Annotated in this window: 15 protein-coding genes; 6 read left to right on the top strand and 9 right to left on the bottom strand. The window is 62.8% G+C overall.

The features are described from left to right. The first annotated feature begins 30 nt into the window (after positions 1-30). A complete protein-coding gene (locus P3T22_RS03020; RefSeq protein WP_063495976.1) occupies positions 31-939 on the top strand; it encodes a 2-hydroxy-3-oxopropionate reductase in 909 nt (302 codons plus the stop codon). A 548-nt stretch (positions 940-1,487) separates the two neighbouring features. After that, positions 1,488-1,889 (top strand): DUF3597 domain-containing protein, encoded by a 402-nt coding sequence (locus P3T22_RS03015; RefSeq protein ID WP_063495975.1) that lies wholly within the window; start codon positions 1,488-1,490, stop codon positions 1,887-1,889. A gap of 159 nt (positions 1,890-2,048) precedes the next feature. Here the strand turns inward: P3T22_RS03015 and P3T22_RS03010 are convergent, their stop codons facing one another. From P3T22_RS03010 to P3T22_RS02985, 6 genes are all read right to left on the bottom strand, one after another. Beyond that, positions 2,049-3,092, bottom strand: a complete 1,044-nt coding sequence (locus P3T22_RS03010) for an asparaginase (RefSeq protein ID WP_063497931.1) — start codon at positions 3,090-3,092, stop codon at positions 2,049-2,051. 251 nt (positions 3,093-3,343) lie between these two features. Continuing rightward, positions 3,344-4,270: a CysB family HTH-type transcriptional regulator gene (locus P3T22_RS03005; RefSeq protein ID WP_063495974.1), complete on the bottom strand. Its 927-nt coding sequence runs from the start codon at positions 4,268-4,270 to the stop codon at positions 3,344-3,346. Between the two features lie 107 nt (positions 4,271-4,377). Then, positions 4,378-5,436, bottom strand: a complete 1,059-nt coding sequence (locus tag P3T22_RS03000) for a sulfate/molybdate ABC transporter ATP-binding protein (protein ID WP_063495973.1) — start codon at positions 5,434-5,436, stop codon at positions 4,378-4,380. Next, positions 5,436-6,482: a sulfate ABC transporter permease subunit CysW gene (cysW, locus tag P3T22_RS02995; protein WP_063495972.1), complete on the bottom strand. Its 1,047-nt coding sequence runs from the start codon at positions 6,480-6,482 to the stop codon at positions 5,436-5,438. The genes P3T22_RS03000 and cysW overlap by 1 nt, the downstream gene beginning before the upstream one ends. Further along, on the bottom strand, positions 6,479-7,381 hold the full coding sequence (cysT, locus tag P3T22_RS02990) for a sulfate ABC transporter permease subunit CysT (RefSeq protein ID WP_063495971.1): 903 nt from the start codon (positions 7,379-7,381) through the stop codon (positions 6,479-6,481). The genes cysW and cysT overlap by 4 nt, the downstream gene beginning before the upstream one ends. Before the next feature lie 177 nt (positions 7,382-7,558). Continuing rightward, positions 7,559-8,608 (bottom strand): sulfate ABC transporter substrate-binding protein, encoded by a 1,050-nt coding sequence (locus tag P3T22_RS02985; RefSeq protein ID WP_063495970.1) that lies wholly within the window; start codon positions 8,606-8,608, stop codon positions 7,559-7,561. A 313-nt stretch (positions 8,609-8,921) separates the two neighbouring features. Between P3T22_RS02985 and lexA the strand changes: the two genes are divergently transcribed. The 3 genes from lexA (at position 8,922) to P3T22_RS02970 (ending at position 10,822) form a co-directional block, all read left to right on the top strand. Beyond that, complete coding sequence (gene lexA / locus P3T22_RS02980; protein ID WP_429324178.1) at positions 8,922-9,572, top strand: transcriptional repressor LexA; 651 nt, start codon at positions 8,922-8,924, stop codon at positions 9,570-9,572. 57 nt (positions 9,573-9,629) lie between these two features. Next, positions 9,630-9,974 (top strand): hypothetical protein, encoded by a 345-nt coding sequence (locus tag P3T22_RS02975; RefSeq protein WP_063495968.1) that lies wholly within the window; start codon positions 9,630-9,632, stop codon positions 9,972-9,974. Positions 9,975-10,177: 203 nt separating this feature from the next. Beyond that, positions 10,178-10,822, top strand: coding sequence for a DUF2939 domain-containing protein (locus P3T22_RS02970; protein ID WP_063495967.1), 645 nt, complete (start codon positions 10,178-10,180; stop codon positions 10,820-10,822). Positions 10,823-10,945: 123 nt separating this feature from the next. Here P3T22_RS02970 and P3T22_RS02965 read toward each other — a convergent pair whose 3' ends face one another. The 3 genes from P3T22_RS02965 to P3T22_RS02955 all read right to left on the bottom strand — a co-directional run bounded on the left by P3T22_RS02965 (position 10,946) and on the right by P3T22_RS02955 (position 13,611). Further along, entirely contained in the window at positions 10,946-11,410 is a 465-nt protein-coding gene (locus P3T22_RS02965) for a universal stress protein (RefSeq protein ID WP_063495966.1), read from the bottom strand. 198 nt (positions 11,411-11,608) lie between these two features. Further along, the gene (locus P3T22_RS02960; RefSeq protein WP_063495965.1) at positions 11,609-12,952 is read right to left on the bottom strand and encodes an ATP-binding protein; all 1,344 of its coding nucleotides are present in this window, start codon (positions 12,950-12,952) and stop codon (positions 11,609-11,611) included. Beyond that, positions 12,952-13,611 carry a response regulator gene (locus tag P3T22_RS02955; protein ID WP_063495964.1) on the bottom strand — a complete coding sequence of 220 codons (660 nt, stop codon included), beginning with the start codon at positions 13,609-13,611 and terminating at the stop codon, positions 12,952-12,954. The genes P3T22_RS02960 and P3T22_RS02955 overlap by 1 nt, the downstream gene beginning before the upstream one ends. 214 nt (positions 13,612-13,825) lie before the next feature. Here P3T22_RS02955 and P3T22_RS02950 point away from each other — a divergent pair, with 214 nt between their 5' ends. After that, the gene (locus tag P3T22_RS02950) at positions 13,826-15,316 is read left to right on the top strand and encodes a TolC family protein (protein WP_429324177.1); all 1,491 of its coding nucleotides are present in this window, start codon (positions 13,826-13,828) and stop codon (positions 15,314-15,316) included. Positions 15,317-15,328: the final 12 nt, after the last annotated feature.

Here is a 15,328-nt window from a genome sequence, read left to right as displayed (position 1 = left end):
GACCCCAAACAACACTGGAGATTTAGACACATGGCAAAGATCGGTTTCATCGGCCTCGGCATCATGGGCGCGCACATGGCGCGCAACCTCATCAAGGGCGGCCACACGCTGTTCGTGAATGGCGCGTACCCGGTGCCGGAAGATCTGAGCAAGACGACCACCGTAGTCGCCAATTCGACCGCAGTGGCACAGGCCGCCGATATCGTCATCATCATGGTGCCGGACACGCCTGACGTCGCCAACGTGCTGTTCGCCGACGACGGCGTCGCCGCCGGCCTCACAGAGGGCAAGCTGGTGATCGACATGAGCTCGATCTCGCCGCTCGATACGCAAGCCTTCGCGAAGAAGATCAACGCGCTGGGCGCGGACTACCTCGATGCACCGGTGTCCGGCGGCGAAGTCGGCGCGCGTGAAGCGTCGCTGACGATCATGGTGGGCGGCCCGGAGAAGGCCTTCGCCAAGGCCTTGCCGCTATTCGAACTGATGGGCAAGAATATCTCGCTGATCGGCGACAACGGCGCAGGTCAAACCTGCAAGGTCGCAAACCAGATCATCGTCGCGCTGAACATCGAAGCGGTGGCTGAAGCGCTGCTGTTCGCATCGCGCTCGGGCGCCGATCCGGAACGTGTGCGCAAGGCGCTGATGGGCGGTTTCGCTTCGTCGCGCATTCTCGAAGTGCATGGCGAGCGTATGACCAGGCGTAAGTTCGATCCGGGCTTCCGCATCGAGCTGCACCAGAAGGATCTGAACCTCGCACTCGACGGCGCACGCAAGCTGGGTATCGCCCTGCCCCATACGGCAAGCGCGCAGCAACTGTTCAGCGTATGCGCGGCGAACGGCGGCAAGGCATGGGATCACTCGGCCATGGTGCGCGCGCTCGAAATCATGGCGAACTACGAAGTCGCGCAAGCGCCGGGTAGCGAAGCCAAGGCGGCCTGAAGCAAACGGACACAGACTGCCGTGATCGTTGCACCGTCAACGTCATGGCAATCGCAGGTGGGGCGCCCGGACCGTCGTGAAGCATCGTCGGCGGAACGGGCAAATCGTGCCGCTCTGGGCTGAGAGCGGCAAGTGGGGTCCGCAGCGGCACCCGGCGGCGCCGGGGAAGCCTTGGTCGGTCAGACGTCGTCGTCGGGTGTCCGGCTGTCGGATTTCAAACTTATGCGTTTTCCGCCAATCTCTCGCAGCGGCTGCATCATGCATGCCGCCTGCCAGCATCTCTCCTTGCAGGTCTCCTCGCACGTGTGCTCGCAAGTCCGCTTGCATTTGCTTGCAACTGCGCGGCCGCGGCACGACCTTTTTTGACACATCGGTCCGCGCTTTTCTCCTACACTCGTTGAGTCTGGTTGCAGGCGCATCAGCGATCACGTGCGGCTTGCCGATCATTGCAGCGCATGTGCTCTGCTTCATTCGCCCGATTCCCAACCAGTGTTCAACCCGCGAGCGGAATGTGCTTGCGCCGGTAACCCATCTGCAAAGGATTCAGAATGAGCATCTTTGGTGACATCGTAAACAAGCTCTTCGGCAAAGCGAAGCCCGACCAGCCTGCGCCTGCGGTTGAGCCGACACCGGATCCGGCAGCGGCGCAAGCTGCTGCACCGGAGGCTACACCGGCGCCCGCGCCGCTGGCCGACGTCGACGTCGCCGCCGTCATGGACCAGTTCGTGAGTGAGAGCGGGCAAACGTTGAACTGGCGCACGTCGATCGTCGACACGCTGAAAGCGCTCGGCGTCGACAGCAGCCTCGAACATCGCAAGCAGCTCGCACAGGAACTGAAGTACGGCGGCGACACGAACGATTCGGCGAGCATGAACATCTGGTTGCACAAACAGGTGATGCAAGCGCTGGCGGCAAACGGCGGGAAGTTGCCTCCGGATCTCGCGGCCTAACGGCTTGCCGGCCTCGCCTGTTTCCGCCGATAGCGATCAACCTTAAGCTGAAACGACAACGCGGCGCCCGGGTCGATGACCTGGGCGCCGCGTTGTCATTCAAGCTTCATGTGCGGGACACGATTCTGACTTTGAACCGGGCCGCCCGCGCCACATCAATCAGTACGTATCGAAAGTCTTCTGCAACGCAACCGGCCCTGTCCCGCCCGCGGCCAATGCCAGCATCAGCAGCACGCGCGCTTTGTACGGATTCAGCGAACCTGCGCTGACGAAACCGAGTGCGTCGTCGGCGGCCGCGCCGTTGCGCATCACATGCCCTGAACCCACGCGCGACGCACGCACCACCGCGACGCCTTGCGAAGCGGCATCGGCCAGCGCCTGCTGCACCGAGGCGTGAATCGAGCCGTTACCCGTGCCCGCCACGACGATTCCGCGCACGCCAGCAGCAACCAACGCATCCACGGCAATGCGCGAGACGCCCGCGTAACTCACGATGATCTCCACATGCGGCCACTTCGCGCCGATCACGAATTCGGTCGCGAGCGTATGCGGACGCACCACGCTGCGCTGGAATTCGACGCGGCCGTCCTGCACCCAGCCGAGCGCGCCGATATCCGGAGACTGGAAGGCATCGACTGCATATGTACTCGTCTTGACCACGTCGCGTGCGCTGTGAATCTTGTTGTTGAACGCCACCAGCACGCCCTGCCCGCGCGAACCCGTGTGCGCCGCAACCGTCACGGCGTTCAGCAGATTCAGCGGACCATCGGCGGACAGCGCCGACGCCGGGCGCATGGCTGCCGTCAGCACGACCGGCTTGTCCGACTTGATCGTCAGATGCAGCAGATAAGCGGTCTCTTCGAGCGTATCCGTGCCATGTGTGACCACCACGCCGTCGATGTCATCGTCGGCGAGCAACGTGTTGATGCGTTGCGCGAGCGTGGTCCATAGCGACATTTCCATGTCTTTACTGTCGACGCTGGCAATCTGCTCGGGCGCGATGCGCGCCACCGTGGACAAGGCAGGCACCACGGCCAGCAATTGCTCGACGCCGACCACACCGGCCTGGTAGCCCGATGTGTTGGTGGCGTCCGCGGCCGCGCCGGCGATCGTGCCGCCGGTCGCCAGCACGGCGATGCGTGGCAGCGGCGGCGTGGCGCCTTCGTCTGAAGGCGTGGCGGAGGAAGAAGTCGAAGTATTCATGGCGGCGATTGTAAGCGATGCGCCGCGCGCCGCCATGCGTGAAAAAACGGATGTCCGTTGATTTCGGAACTGGATGAGGCCAGCGCTCTGTGCGCCACGAGTTTGCGCGGCGTTTGCATCACGGCCAGCCGCAGCCCGCATGAAGTTCGCGCTGGCGCCGCAACGAATTCACGCGACGCCGTTCGTGCCCCGTGCCGAACCATGCCGAACCATGCCGAACCATGCCGATCCGCGCCGATCCGGCGCAAGCCTCAAACCGCTTCGCGCAGCTGCGCGGCGATTTCCGCTTCGTTCAACTGCGGCGCGAACATTTCGATCAGCCGGTATGCATACGCGCGCAGGAACGCGCCCTTGCGCAAGCCAACCCGCGTCGTGCTCGCCTCGAACAGGTGCTGCGTATCCAGCGCGACCAGTTCCGTGTCGCGCTTCGGATCGTAAGCCATGGCCGCCACCACGCCGATGCCCATGCCGAGTTCGACGTAAGTCTTGATCACGTCGGCGTCGATTGCGGTCAACACGACGTCGGGCAGCGCACCCGCTTTCGCGAACGCCTGGTCGATGTGCGAGCGGCCCGTGAAGTCCTGGTCGTAGGTGACGATCGGGAATTCGGCGATCTCGTCGAGCGTCAGGTTCTCGCGCCCGACCAGCGGATGCTCCTTCGGCACCACCACGACGTGATGCCACGAATAGCACGGGAAGGTGACGATATCAGGAAAGCGGTCGAGCGCCTCGGTCGAAATGCCGATGTCCGCTTCGCCGTTGATGATCATCTGAGCGATCTGTTGCGGGCTGCCCTGGCGCAGCGCCAGATGCACCTTCGGGAACACCTCGGTGAATTGACGAATTACCTTCGGCAGCGCGTAACGCGCCTGCGTGTGAGTCGTCGCCACGACGAGGTGGCCGCTGTCCTGATCGGCGTACTGGCGTGCGACGCGGCGCAGATTCTCCGCATCCAGCAACATCCGCTCGATCAGCTGATGCACCGCCTTGCCCGGCTCGGTGAGACCCGTCAGACGCTTGCCGCGCCGGATGAAAATATCGACGCCGAGTTCGTCCTCCAGGTCCTTGATCTGTTTCGATACGCCCGACTGCGACGTGTACAACACGTTCGCCACCTCAGTCAGATTCATGTTCTGACGCACGGCCTCGCGCACAAAGCGCAATTGCTGAAAGTTCATCTGTATGTCTCCGGTTGAGCCAGAGTTGAGTTATTAGAGTTTGATTGAAACGCCGAGTGTTGCTGCGCTGCTTTGGGTGTCGGTTTTGGTGTCGGTTTGGGTGTCGCTCATTGCGCCGGAAATACGCGCAACGCGCGTGGCACGGCCGTCACGCCATCGCCGATCGCCAGTTGCAGATCGCGCCACGATTCGCGGTCGAGTTCCGCCTCGAGCACGCTCCCTTCACGGCCTGCCAGTTCCACACGCACCGAGCCGCCGAGCGTCACTACGCGCCGCACGTCGACCACAATGCCTTCGCGGTGGCCAGACGCTTGCGGGTACAACTGCAAATCGTGCGGCCGCACATACGCGAACGCCGGCCCGCTGAAATCGGCCTTGATCGCGACCGGCAGCGCCGCGCCGTCGACCACGAAGCCACTCGCATTCACGTTGCCATGCAGACGGTTCGCCGCGCCGAGGAACTCATAGACGAACGAAGTTTGCGGATGGTCGTACACGTCCTGTGGACTGCCCACCTGCTCCACATGCCCGCGATTCAACACGACGATCCGGTCGGCCACTTCGAGTGCTTCTTCCTGATCGTGCGTGACGAAGATCGTCGAGATATGCAGATCGTCATGCAACCGACGCAGCCAGCTGCGCAATTCCTTGCGCACTTTCGCATCCAGCGCGCCGAACGGTTCGTCGAGCAGCAGGACCTTCGGTTCGACAGCCAGTGCGCGTGCCAAAGCAATCCGCTGCCGCTGGCCACCCGACAATTCCGACGGATACCGTTGCGCGAGCCAGTCGAGTTGCACGAGCTTCAGCAGTTCATGCACCTTCTCGCGAATCACCGCTTCCGAAGGCCGCTCTTTACGAGGCTTCACGCGCAGGCCGAACGCGACGTTCTCAAACACCGTCATGTGACGGAACAGTGCGTAATGCTGGAACACAAAACCGACTTCGCGCTCACGCGCGCCGACCGTCGCGACGTCCTGGCCTTGCAGCACGACCTGGCCGCCGTCCGCGTATTCGAGGCCGGCGATCACACGCAGCAAGGTGGTCTTGCCACAACCCGACGGCCCGAGCAGCGCAACCAGTTCACCCGGCGGAAAGTCGAGCGAAACGTTATCGAGCGCGACGAAATCGCCGAAGCGCTTTTGCAGGTTACGAACGGTGATACCCATTACAGCTCTCCTTGCTTGAGCGGGTGCTTGACTGCACTCTTCGACACATGCGTTGTATTGACTGACTGTGAAGCGGACTGTGGAGCGGGCTGTAAAGCGGACGCCGGCGTGACAGGCCCCGCATACGCCGGCACATCGCGCGCGGCAGACAGTTCCGCCGACATATGGCGCTCGGCAAGCAACTTCAGACCGAGCGTCACGAGTGCCAATAAGGCCAGCACCGACGCCACGGCAAACGCCGCCGAGAAGTTGTATTCGTTATAGAGAATTTCGACGTGCAGCGGCATCGTGTCGGTCTGGCCGCGAATGTGGCCGGACACCACCGACACCGCGCCGAACTCGCCCATCGCCCGCGCGTTGCAGAGAATCACGCCGTACAGCAGGCCCCATTTGACGTTCGGCAGCGTGACGCGCCGAAAGGTCTGCCAGCCCGAAGCGCCGAGCACGTGCGCGGCTTCTTCTTCGTCGTTGCCTTGCGCCTGCATCAGCGGAATCAGTTCGCGCGCGACGAATGGGAACGTGACGAAGATCGTCGCCAGCACGATGCCCGGCACCGCGAAGATGATCTGCACGTTATGGTCTTGCAGCCACGGGCCGAACCAGCCTTGCGCGCCGAACATCAGCACGTAGATCAAGCCGGAAATCACCGGCGAGACCGAGAACGGCAGATCGATCAACGTGGTCAGCAATGCCTTGCCGCGGAAGTCGAACTTGGCGATACACCATGACGCGGCGAGGCCGAATACGAGATTCAGCGGCACCGCGATGGCAGCTGTAATCACGGTAAGTTTGATGGCCGACAACGCATCCGGGTCGGCAAGCGATTCCAGATAGAAGCCGATCCCCTTGTTCAAGGCCTGATAGAACACGGCGACGAGCGGCACGACCAGGAACAGCGCGAGAAACAGCAACGCGACGCCGGTCAGAATCCAGCGCACGACGGGCGGCTCGGTGACCGGATCGGGCCGGCGCGCGACATTGAGCGGCGCGCGCGGCGCCAGGGCAACAGCAGCGGCATCCACACCATTCAGGGAGTTGCGGCTCATTGCACACCTCCGCCGACACCGATCGCCGCCACGCTGGCAACGGCAGGCGCCGGGCCTGCGCCGCCACGGCCCGTCCGGCGCTGCAGATACCACTGCAGCGTATTGATCAGCAACAGCATCAGGAACGACACCACCAGCATCACGACCGCGATGGCGGTGGCGCCGGCGTAATCGTATTGTTCGAGCTTGGTGATGATCAGCAGCGACGTGATTTCCGATTTCATCGGCACGTTACCGGCGATGAAAATCACCGAGCCGTACTCGCCGAGCGCCCGCGCGAAGGCCAGCGCGAAGCCTGTCAGCAAGGCTGGGAATACGGCCGGCAGCACCACGCGGCGAAACGTCAGCCAGCGCGACGCGCCAAGGCAGGCGGCCGCTTCTTCCTGCTCGCGCTCGAACTCTTCGAGCACCGGCTGCACGGTCCGCACGACAAACGGCAAGCCGATGAAGGTCAGCGCGATCAGCACACCGGCTGGCGTGAAGGCGATCTTGATGCCGAGCGGTTCGAGAAACTGCCCGATCCAGCCGTTGCCCGCATACACCGCCGCAAGCGAAATACCGGCCACGGACGTCGGCAGAGCAAACGGCAGATCGACCACCGCATCGACGATGCGCTTGAACGGGAACGTATAACGCACCAGCACCCACGCGACCAGAAAACCGAACACGGCGTTGATCAGCGCGCCGCCGAGGGCCGAGAAAAACGTCAGGCGATACGACGCGAGCACGCGCGGCGACGTGACCGCGCGCACGAACTGAGCCCAGTCGAGCGTCGCGGTCTTGAGAAAGGTCGCCGCAAGCGGAATCAGCACCACGAGGCTCAAATAAGCGACCGTGATGCCGAGTGTCAGGCCGAAACCGGGCAAGGCACTCGGTTTTCGGAAGGTCAGCGTCGTCATGCTCAGTACTCTTTCAGGGTTGATGCCGGTGGCTCTTTTTTCGGCCGCCTGGCTGGCCACAAGCGCGCCGGGCGGGCGCGCTTAATGGCGAGGTGTGACTCACATGTCTAACTTCAACGTCTAACTGCGACGTCTTACTGCGTATCTCGTCCCGCCGTGTGCCGCGCTGTGTGGCCGTTACTGCGGCGAGTAAATCGAATCGAACACGCCGCCGTCGGCAAAGTGCGTCTTCTGCGCGTTCGCCCAGCCGCCGAACGAATCGTCCACCGTGTACAGCTTCAGCTTCGGAAACTTCGAGGTCAGCTCGGCCGGCACCTTGTTCGAACGCGGGCGGTAGAAGTTCTTCGCTGCGATTTCCTGACCTTGCTCGCTGTACAGGAAGTTCAGATACGCTTCGGCCAGCTTGCGCGTGCCGTGCTTGTCGACGACCTTGTCCACCACCGCAACCGGCGGCTCGGCCAGAATGCTCACCGACGGCACGACGATTTCAAACTTGTCCGGACCGAATTCCTTCAGCGACAGGAACGCTTCGTTTTCCCACGCGATCAGCACGTCGCCGATTCCGCGTTGCACGAAGCTGGTGGTCGCGCCGCGCGCGCCCGAATCCAGCACGCCGGCATTCTTATAGAGCTTGCCGACGAATTCCCTGGCCTTCTGATCGTTGCCGCCCGGCTGATGTTCGGCATAGGCCCATGCGGCCAGGTAGTTCCAGCGCGCGCCACCCGATGTCTTCGGATTCGGCGTGACGATCGACACACCCGGCTTGATCAGATCGTCCCAATCCTTGAGGTGCTTCGGGTTGCCCTTGCGCACCAGAAACACGATCGTCGACGTGTACGGCGAGGCGTTGTCCGGCAAACGCTTTTGCCAGCCTTTGTCGAGCAAACCCTTGTTGGCCAGCGCGTCGATGTCGTAGGCGAGAGCCAGCGTCACGACGTCCGCCTGCAAACCGTCCAGCACCGAACGCGCCTGCGCACCCGAGCCGCCGTGCGACTGCCTGAAGGTGACCGTCTCGCCCGTTTTGGCCTTCCATTCCTTGCCGAATGCCTGATTGACGTCCTGGTACAGCTCGCGTGTCGGGTCGTACGATACGTTCAGCAGCGTCGTCTCGGCTGCATGCCCCTGTGTCGTGACGCCGAGCGCGGCGATCGTGCCGGCTGCGCCCAATGCGAGCGCCGCGATGAGTTGTCTGGTCCTGCCTGCCAGCCCCGTGCCTTGATGGTTCATGCCAACTTTCTCCGCGTTGTGGTCCGCTGAAACAGCGTGGTGTTGTTTTGCGTCGCGGTCACGTGCACATGAGCGCCAACTCGAAGGGCAGTCTATCGAAGCGCTTTCATCATTAATAATAATGTTTCTTCATTTTTTAATACGCAAAAGTGGTAATGACGGCCAGATAAGGCGTTGCAGCACGAAAATGGGTATTAAGACATCCATTTCCGACGCTGGAACGCCACCCCGGGCCGCGAACTTAAAGTAAAGCTTGAATTGCGCGGAATACTGTATAAAAATACAGTCACCTGTTCATACATACAGTGGCGCCATGACCAAACTCACCGCACGACAGCAGCAGGTTTTCGATCTGATCCGCCGGGCCATCGAACGCACCGGCTTTCCGCCCACCCGCGCGGAGATCGCCGCCGAGCTGGGGTTCAGTTCGGCCAACTCGGCAGAAGAACATTTGCGGGCGCTGGCTCGCAAGGGCGTGATCGAACTCGCGGCCGGCGCATCGCGCGGCATTCGCCTGCTGGCGGGGCCGGAAGATTCGCCGTACCAGTTCACGCTGCCGCACGCCAGCATCATGCAACTGTCGCTGCCGCTGATCGGCCGCGTTGCAGCGGGTAGCCCGATCCTTGCGCAGGAACATATCTCGCAGCACTACGCGTGCGACCCGGCGCTGTTCTCGAGCAAGCCGGACTATCTGCTGAAGGTACGTGGGCTGTCCATGCGCGACGCGGGCATCTTCGACGGCGACCTGCTCGCGGTGCAGAAGAAAAGCGAAGCCAAAGACGGCCAGATCATCATCGCGCGCTTGGGCGACGACGTGACGGTCAAGCGCTTGAAGCGCCGGCCGAACGGTATCGAGCTGATCGCCGAGAACCCCGACTACGACAACATCTTCGTTGAAACCGGCAATGCGGAGTTCGCGCTCGAGGGTATCGCCGTCGGGCTGATCCGCCCGGGTGAGTTCTAACCCCCGCTCGTGCTCCACCCCAAAGCTGCCCTAACGTTGAATCGCCTGGAGAGACTCATGGAACGCCTTGCCCGCCTGCTGCCTTTTCGCCAGTTCGGTCGTTTGCGCCATCTGCGCAAACTGGTGCCCTGCTCACTGATCGAGGCGTCCTCGGCGAGTACTCCATCGCTGTTCGACACGCCGGCCGGCGTATCGGGCTTGCCCTCCTCGCTGCCGGCTTTTGCTCGCGTGTCGTTGAATTCGGGGCTGAATACGGCTGAACCTGCGCGTCGCGCGCCGGTGCGCGTCTATCACGGGCCGTCACGGCTGATCATGGTCGGCACGGTAGACGCCGTGTGCCGCATGATCGATCGTTGCATCGCCGACGAGGCCAATGTGCACGGCGCGGTGTTCGAATCATAAGCGGCACTGCGGCTGCACTGCCCGTGCACTGCATTCCACTGCGGCTGTGCGGCTGTGCGGCGAGCGGCCAGCGGCATGCGGCGTGCGAAGCGCGGCCTAAGGTCTTTCGGCCGCCCGCGGCCTCTCGGATATGGCATCGTCTGGGATCGTTTTCGCGTGGCCGCGGTCCACGTTAGATCACACCTGATGGAGAATCCCACCCGATGGCAGTTTCAACTCGCACGAGACGCAGCGGCATCCGGCCGCTGATTGTCGCTTTGATTGCAATTGTGGTGATTGCCTTGTTGGGGTTCGGTTACGCGTCGCCCTACATGGCGCTGAATAACCTTAAACGCGCGGCGGATGCGCGTGATGTGCAAACCGTCAATGAATACGTCGACTTTCCCGCATTGCGCGAGAGCCTGAAGCAGCAGGTCACCGGTTTGTTAACACGTCGGCTCGACGCGCATGGCAGCGGCAATCCGTTCGCCACGATTGGCGCAATGATCGGCGCGGCATTGATTGGTCCGCTGGTCGACGCTTATGCGACTCCCGACGGCGTTGCGGCATTGCTGAACGGCATGCCGCCGCGCGGCAACCCGGGCGAACGGCCGCCTGTTCCGCCGGTCTCAGCGGCGCCCGCACCGGAACCCGCGCCCCCTGTTGCCGGCAATACGGCCAACGGCACAGCTAATAACGAGAACAACGCGACGCCACCGCAACCACCGCAAACCACTGCGGGCTATCGCAGCCTGAACGAATTCGTCGTTACCTATCAGCATGGCGCCGGTGACGCGCGTTACTCGGCGATCTTGCGGCGCGAAGGCTTGTTCACATGGAAGCTGGCCGCGGTCAATCTGAACGAGTGATCGTCTGGCAGGCGCTATCGACTTGAGCGAATCATAGTTTGACCGACGCGGTCGCCCTGATCGAACGACCGCTCGGCCCACGTGGCCCTTTCAGCCCAGTGCGCGCCCCACCACCGCTGTGCGTCAAGCCGCCGCTTGCTGCTGCTCCTGCGCGGACGAGCACGCCACCAGAATGCTGCACGAGACCCGATCCAGCAGCGGGGTATTCCCCGCACCCATCCACCATCGTGCCAGACCGGTGCGGCAACGATGGCCGACCACCACGAGGTCGACATGCAATTCGTTCGCCAGGTTGGCGATCTCATCGATCGGATGGCCAAACGCAAAATGCCCTTGCGCGGTCACGCCGCGTTCGGTGAGCCAGTCCACCCCTTCCTGCAGGATGTCGCGGGCCGTTTTTTCGAAGCTGCCACAGGCCACATCGGTCAGCAGGCCCGCACTTTGCGCAATGGTCGAGCGCATGTCGACCACTGACAATAAGTGCGTTTCCGCCTTCAGATCCAACGCGAGGTCGGCGCCGCAACGTAACGCTTTGCGGCCTTCGCGCGAGCCGTCGTAGCACAACAGGATTTTTTGGTAGCTCGCCATGATTTTTCTCCCATTCCGCGAGAAGTGCGGTCTGAATGAATCATGGTGCGCCGCAATTCAGGTTGCAAGGGATGGAAAACGCTAAGTGCGCCCTAAACAGGTACGTGTTGGATTCGATCCGCAGGCGCGCCATTTGGCGACATTGTGCTCGGCGAGGTGATGTGGGCGGCCAGCAAGTCGATGAATAGGGGCTGGGGCTCAAGGAAAGCCCAACGCCGTCAGGCCAAAAACCGAAACACACAAACCACTCCGCCCAACATTATTCCGCAAGGAAAGCCCAAGCTGATGCCGCGCGGCGATCCGCGCCACAATCGCCAGCCCAAGCCCGCTGCCCTCGCCCTGGGCTTCCTCCCCGCGATAAAACCGATCGAAAACCCGCTCGATTTCAGCCTCCGGTATCCCGGACCCGCTATCCACCACGTCAAACCCCACCCGCTCGCCAGAGCGCTTCAGAATCAGATCTACACGCCCGCCCCGCGGCGTATGCCGGATCGCGTTGTTGATCAGATTCCCCAGCAACACACTCATCCCATGCGGCTCAGCCAGTACCGTATAAGCATCGTAGTCCGCACGGGCGTCTTCACACTCGAGCCCGAGATCGATCTCCTTGGTCTCCGCGAGCAGCGAAAAATCCCCCACCGCCTGCTCGCCGATGCGGCGCAAACTCACCGACACCATCGACGTCACCGGATGTGCATCCTCACGCGCCAACGTCAACAATTGCTGCACCAGGTGAATGATCCGGTTGACCCGCCCCTCGACGCGCTCCAGCGTTTGCCCTTCGCCCTTTAACGAGCCGTCGCGGGAAGCCGCCTGCAGTTGCAGCTTCAGCGCGGCAAGCGGCGAGCGCAGCTCATGCGCGGCATCGGCGATAAACGTGCGCTGCGCCTGCGAAGCAACGTTCAGGCGTTGCAGCAGATCATTGAGCGCTCCCACCAGCGGCTTGATTTCGACCGGCACAGTGCCGTCAAGACGCAGCGGCTCCAGCGAATCGAGCGACCGGGTCGTCAGCGCGCGCGTCAGCCCGCCGATCGGCGCCAGCCCCTTTGCCACCACCAACAGCACCAGCACGATCGTCACCGGCACCAGCACACCGAGCGGCCACAACGTATGCAGCGCCAGTTGCAGCGCAAGGTCTTCGCGTACGGAGATCGGCTGCGCAACCTGGATATAACGGTCGCGCTGTTCCAACCCGAACGCGCGCCAATGATTCTCGCCGCGCTTGACCGTGCTGAAGCCCGCAGGCAAACGCGAGAATACCGGCGCCTGCATCGAGTGATAAATGAGCTCGCCAGACCGGTCCCAGATCTCGATCACGACCCGATCGTCGGCCAGATCGCCCAGGTCGGGATTGCGATGCTCGCCGTCGCTCGCACCGGCCAGGTTCGATGGCAAGGACAGCGCCACCGTGCGCAGCTCGTAGTCGAACAGTTCACTCGCTTCTTCGCGCGCGGTGTGAAAGATGCCGAAGCCCGCCACGCCCGAAGCCGCGGCCAGCCCGAAAATCAGCCAGCCCAGCAGCCAGCGGCGAATCGACGTCATCAGCACCTCTTCAGACGGTAGCCCACGCCGCGCACGGTCACCACCTGCTCCGCGCCGATCTTGCGCCGCAAACTGTGCACGTGCACTTCGATGGTGTTGCTGCCCACCTCTTCGCCCCAGCCGTATAACTTCTCTTCCAGCTCGGCCTTGGTGAACACGCGCGTGGGTTCTTCGATCAGCGCCTGCAGCAAGGCGAACTCGCGCGGCACGAGCGGCAGCACTGCGCCGCTTTTGGTGACTTCGTGTGCCGCGGGATCGAGTGTGAGTTCGCCGTGCGCATAGATGGGTTGCTTCTGGCCGGTGCGCCGCCGCAACAGCGCGCGCACCCGCGCGGCCAGCTCGTCGAGGTCGAATGGTTTGATCAGATAATCGTCGGCGCCCGCATCGAGGCCGCGAATCCGATCGTCGACCGCATCGCGCGCAGTCAGGATGATCACCGGCGCGGCACCGCCGCTCTTACGGTAGGCATTGAGCACGTCGATGCCGTCCTTCTTCGGCAAGCCAAGATCGAGCAGCACGAGGTCGTAGACGCCGTTACCCAGCGACAACTCTGCCGCGCGGCCGTCTTCGGCCCAGTCGATCGCGTAGCCAGAACGGCGCATCGCGCCCAATACCGTCTCCGCAATCATGTCGTCGTCTTCGACGAGTAGCAGACGCATGGTCTCTCCTCTCTCCAGTTTGCCGGCATTGTCCAGCCCGTTAGCTTAACGCTTCCTTATGTCCTCCTTAGGGGAAGCTTAGGCGACGCTGAAGGGAGGCTTATGGGACGCTTAAATTCCGGTTAAGCGTTCCTTAAGCTCTCCATGAGCAGAATCGGCACCTGTTCTGCGACATCCGCTCGCGGCTGCCTCACCTTTTTTTCAGGAGCCGGATTTGCCCGTTTTCAACGCCGCCGCAGCGGCCATTTCAGCGGCTTGCTCAGCAGCGAGGCGACCGATCGGTCTGGCCGCCTCGCTTGCGGCCAGATCGGCGGCCGCCCCCGCAGCACGGTTGCGCGCGCTGGTGCCAATTTGCGCGATGCTGCTCGGCGGATGCGCGTGGTATCACCGCGAACCACTCGCGCCGCAGGATACGTCGACCTCGGCCCGTTCGCTCGAACGCATCCAGATCGATCCGTCGACCATGCCGCTACCCGAACTGGCCGCGCATCGTTTCGATCCGTCCGACGGATTCGACATCGACGAAGTCGCCATGCTGGCGGTGGCGAACAATCCCGACCTGAAGCTGGCTCGCGACGACCTCGGCATCGCCCGGGCGCAGGCTTATTCAGCCGGACTGCTGCCCGACCCGCAACTGAGCGTTGCGAGCGACTATCCCGGCGCCGAAGGCTTCACGCGCGCGTTCAATTATGGTTTGAGCATCGACGTGATGGCGATCGTGCTGCGCAGCGCCAACCAGCAATCCGCCGACGCGACGGTGGCCAAGACCGATCTCGGCCTGCTGTGGCAGGAATGGCAGATCGTCGCCCAGGCGCGGCAGTTGTTCATCAAGACGCGCTTCCAGCAGGACACGCTGCCGCTGCTGCAACAGCAGCGCGACCTCGCGCGCACGCGCTACGAGCGCATGGCCGAAGCGCACCGCGACGGCAATCTGACCGACGACACGCTGACCGCGGCGCTCACCGCATACAGCGACGCACGCAAGCAGTACACCGACGCCGAACGGGCTGCGGAACAGACTCATCACGATCTGAACGCGCTGCTCGGCCTCTCACCCGAAGTGCAGTTGCAACTTGCCGGCAGCGACGACGCGATCGAACTGCCCGACGCGACGCTCGACGCAGCATTGGCCAAACTCGCCCAACGCCGCCCGGACCTGATCGCACTGCAAGCGGGCTATGAAGCGCAGGAGCAGAAATACCGCGCGGCGATTCTCAGCCAGTTCCCAAGCCTCTCCGTAGGTTTCGTCCGCGCGCGCGACACCTCGAACATTTACACCAGCGGCTTCCAGATCAATCTGAGCCTGCCGATCTTCAATCGTAACCAGGGCAACGTCGCGATCGAAAAAGCGACACGTCAGCGCCTGCGCGATGAATATCAGTCGCGCCTGAACCAGGCGTATGCCGATGTCGCCCATCTGCGTGCGGACGGCGTGATTCTCACGCGGCAGTTGCAGCAGACCGAAGCCGCGCTGCCCGATGTCGATCGCGCCGCGCAACATGCGGCCGCGGCCTACGCTCAGCACAACCTCGTGCTCGGCGCCTATACCGATGCAGAAAGCGCCGCGCTCACCAAACGTGTCGACGTCGCCGCGCTGCGCGAATCGCTCGCCGAACAACGCGTCGGCTTGCAGGCGCTGCTCGGCAGCACGATCCCCGACGCCTTTTCCTCTGCACAGAACTTCACCGAAACTCATGCGAAATAGCCCACTGTCGGC

The organism is Paraburkholderia sp. GAS348 (genome assembly GCF_050434205.1).
Classification (GTDB): Bacteria; Pseudomonadota; Gammaproteobacteria; order Burkholderiales; family Burkholderiaceae; genus Paraburkholderia.
The sequence above is the reverse complement of the archived record's forward strand: the minus strand, read 5'-3'. Positions and strand labels throughout refer to the sequence as shown.

Excerpts from the sequence above, each read along its gene's own strand:
- P3T22_RS03020 (WP_063495976.1), top strand. The coding sequence starts at position 31 with ATGGCAAAGATCGGTTTCATCGGCCTCGGCATCATGGGCGCGCACATG.
- P3T22_RS03015 (WP_063495975.1), top strand. The coding sequence starts at position 1,488 with ATGAGCATCTTTGGTGACATCGTAAACAAGCTCTTCGGCAAAGCGAAG.
- P3T22_RS03010 (WP_063497931.1), bottom strand. The coding sequence starts at position 3,092 with ATGAATACTTCGACTTCTTCCTCCGCCACGCCTTCAGACGAAGGCGCC.
- P3T22_RS03005 (WP_063495974.1), bottom strand. The coding sequence starts at position 4,270 with ATGAACTTTCAGCAATTGCGCTTTGTGCGCGAGGCCGTGCGTCAGAAC.
- P3T22_RS03000 (WP_063495973.1), bottom strand. The coding sequence starts at position 5,436 with ATGGGTATCACCGTTCGTAACCTGCAAAAGCGCTTCGGCGATTTCGTC.
- cysW (WP_063495972.1), bottom strand. The coding sequence starts at position 6,482 with ATGAGCCGCAACTCCCTGAATGGTGTGGATGCCGCTGCTGTTGCCCTG.
- cysT (WP_063495971.1), bottom strand. The coding sequence starts at position 7,381 with ATGACGACGCTGACCTTCCGAAAACCGAGTGCCTTGCCCGGTTTCGGC.
- P3T22_RS02985 (WP_063495970.1), bottom strand. The coding sequence starts at position 8,608 with ATGAACCATCAAGGCACGGGGCTGGCAGGCAGGACCAGACAACTCATC.
- lexA (WP_429324178.1), top strand. The coding sequence starts at position 8,922 with ATGACCAAACTCACCGCACGACAGCAGCAGGTTTTCGATCTGATCCGC.
- P3T22_RS02975 (WP_063495968.1), top strand. The coding sequence starts at position 9,630 with ATGGAACGCCTTGCCCGCCTGCTGCCTTTTCGCCAGTTCGGTCGTTTG.
- P3T22_RS02970 (WP_063495967.1), top strand. The coding sequence starts at position 10,178 with ATGGCAGTTTCAACTCGCACGAGACGCAGCGGCATCCGGCCGCTGATT.
- P3T22_RS02965 (WP_063495966.1), bottom strand. The coding sequence starts at position 11,410 with ATGGCGAGCTACCAAAAAATCCTGTTGTGCTACGACGGCTCGCGCGAA.
- P3T22_RS02960 (WP_063495965.1), bottom strand. The coding sequence starts at position 12,952 with ATGACGTCGATTCGCCGCTGGCTGCTGGGCTGGCTGATTTTCGGGCTG.
- P3T22_RS02955 (WP_063495964.1), bottom strand. The coding sequence starts at position 13,611 with ATGCGTCTGCTACTCGTCGAAGACGACGACATGATTGCGGAGACGGTA.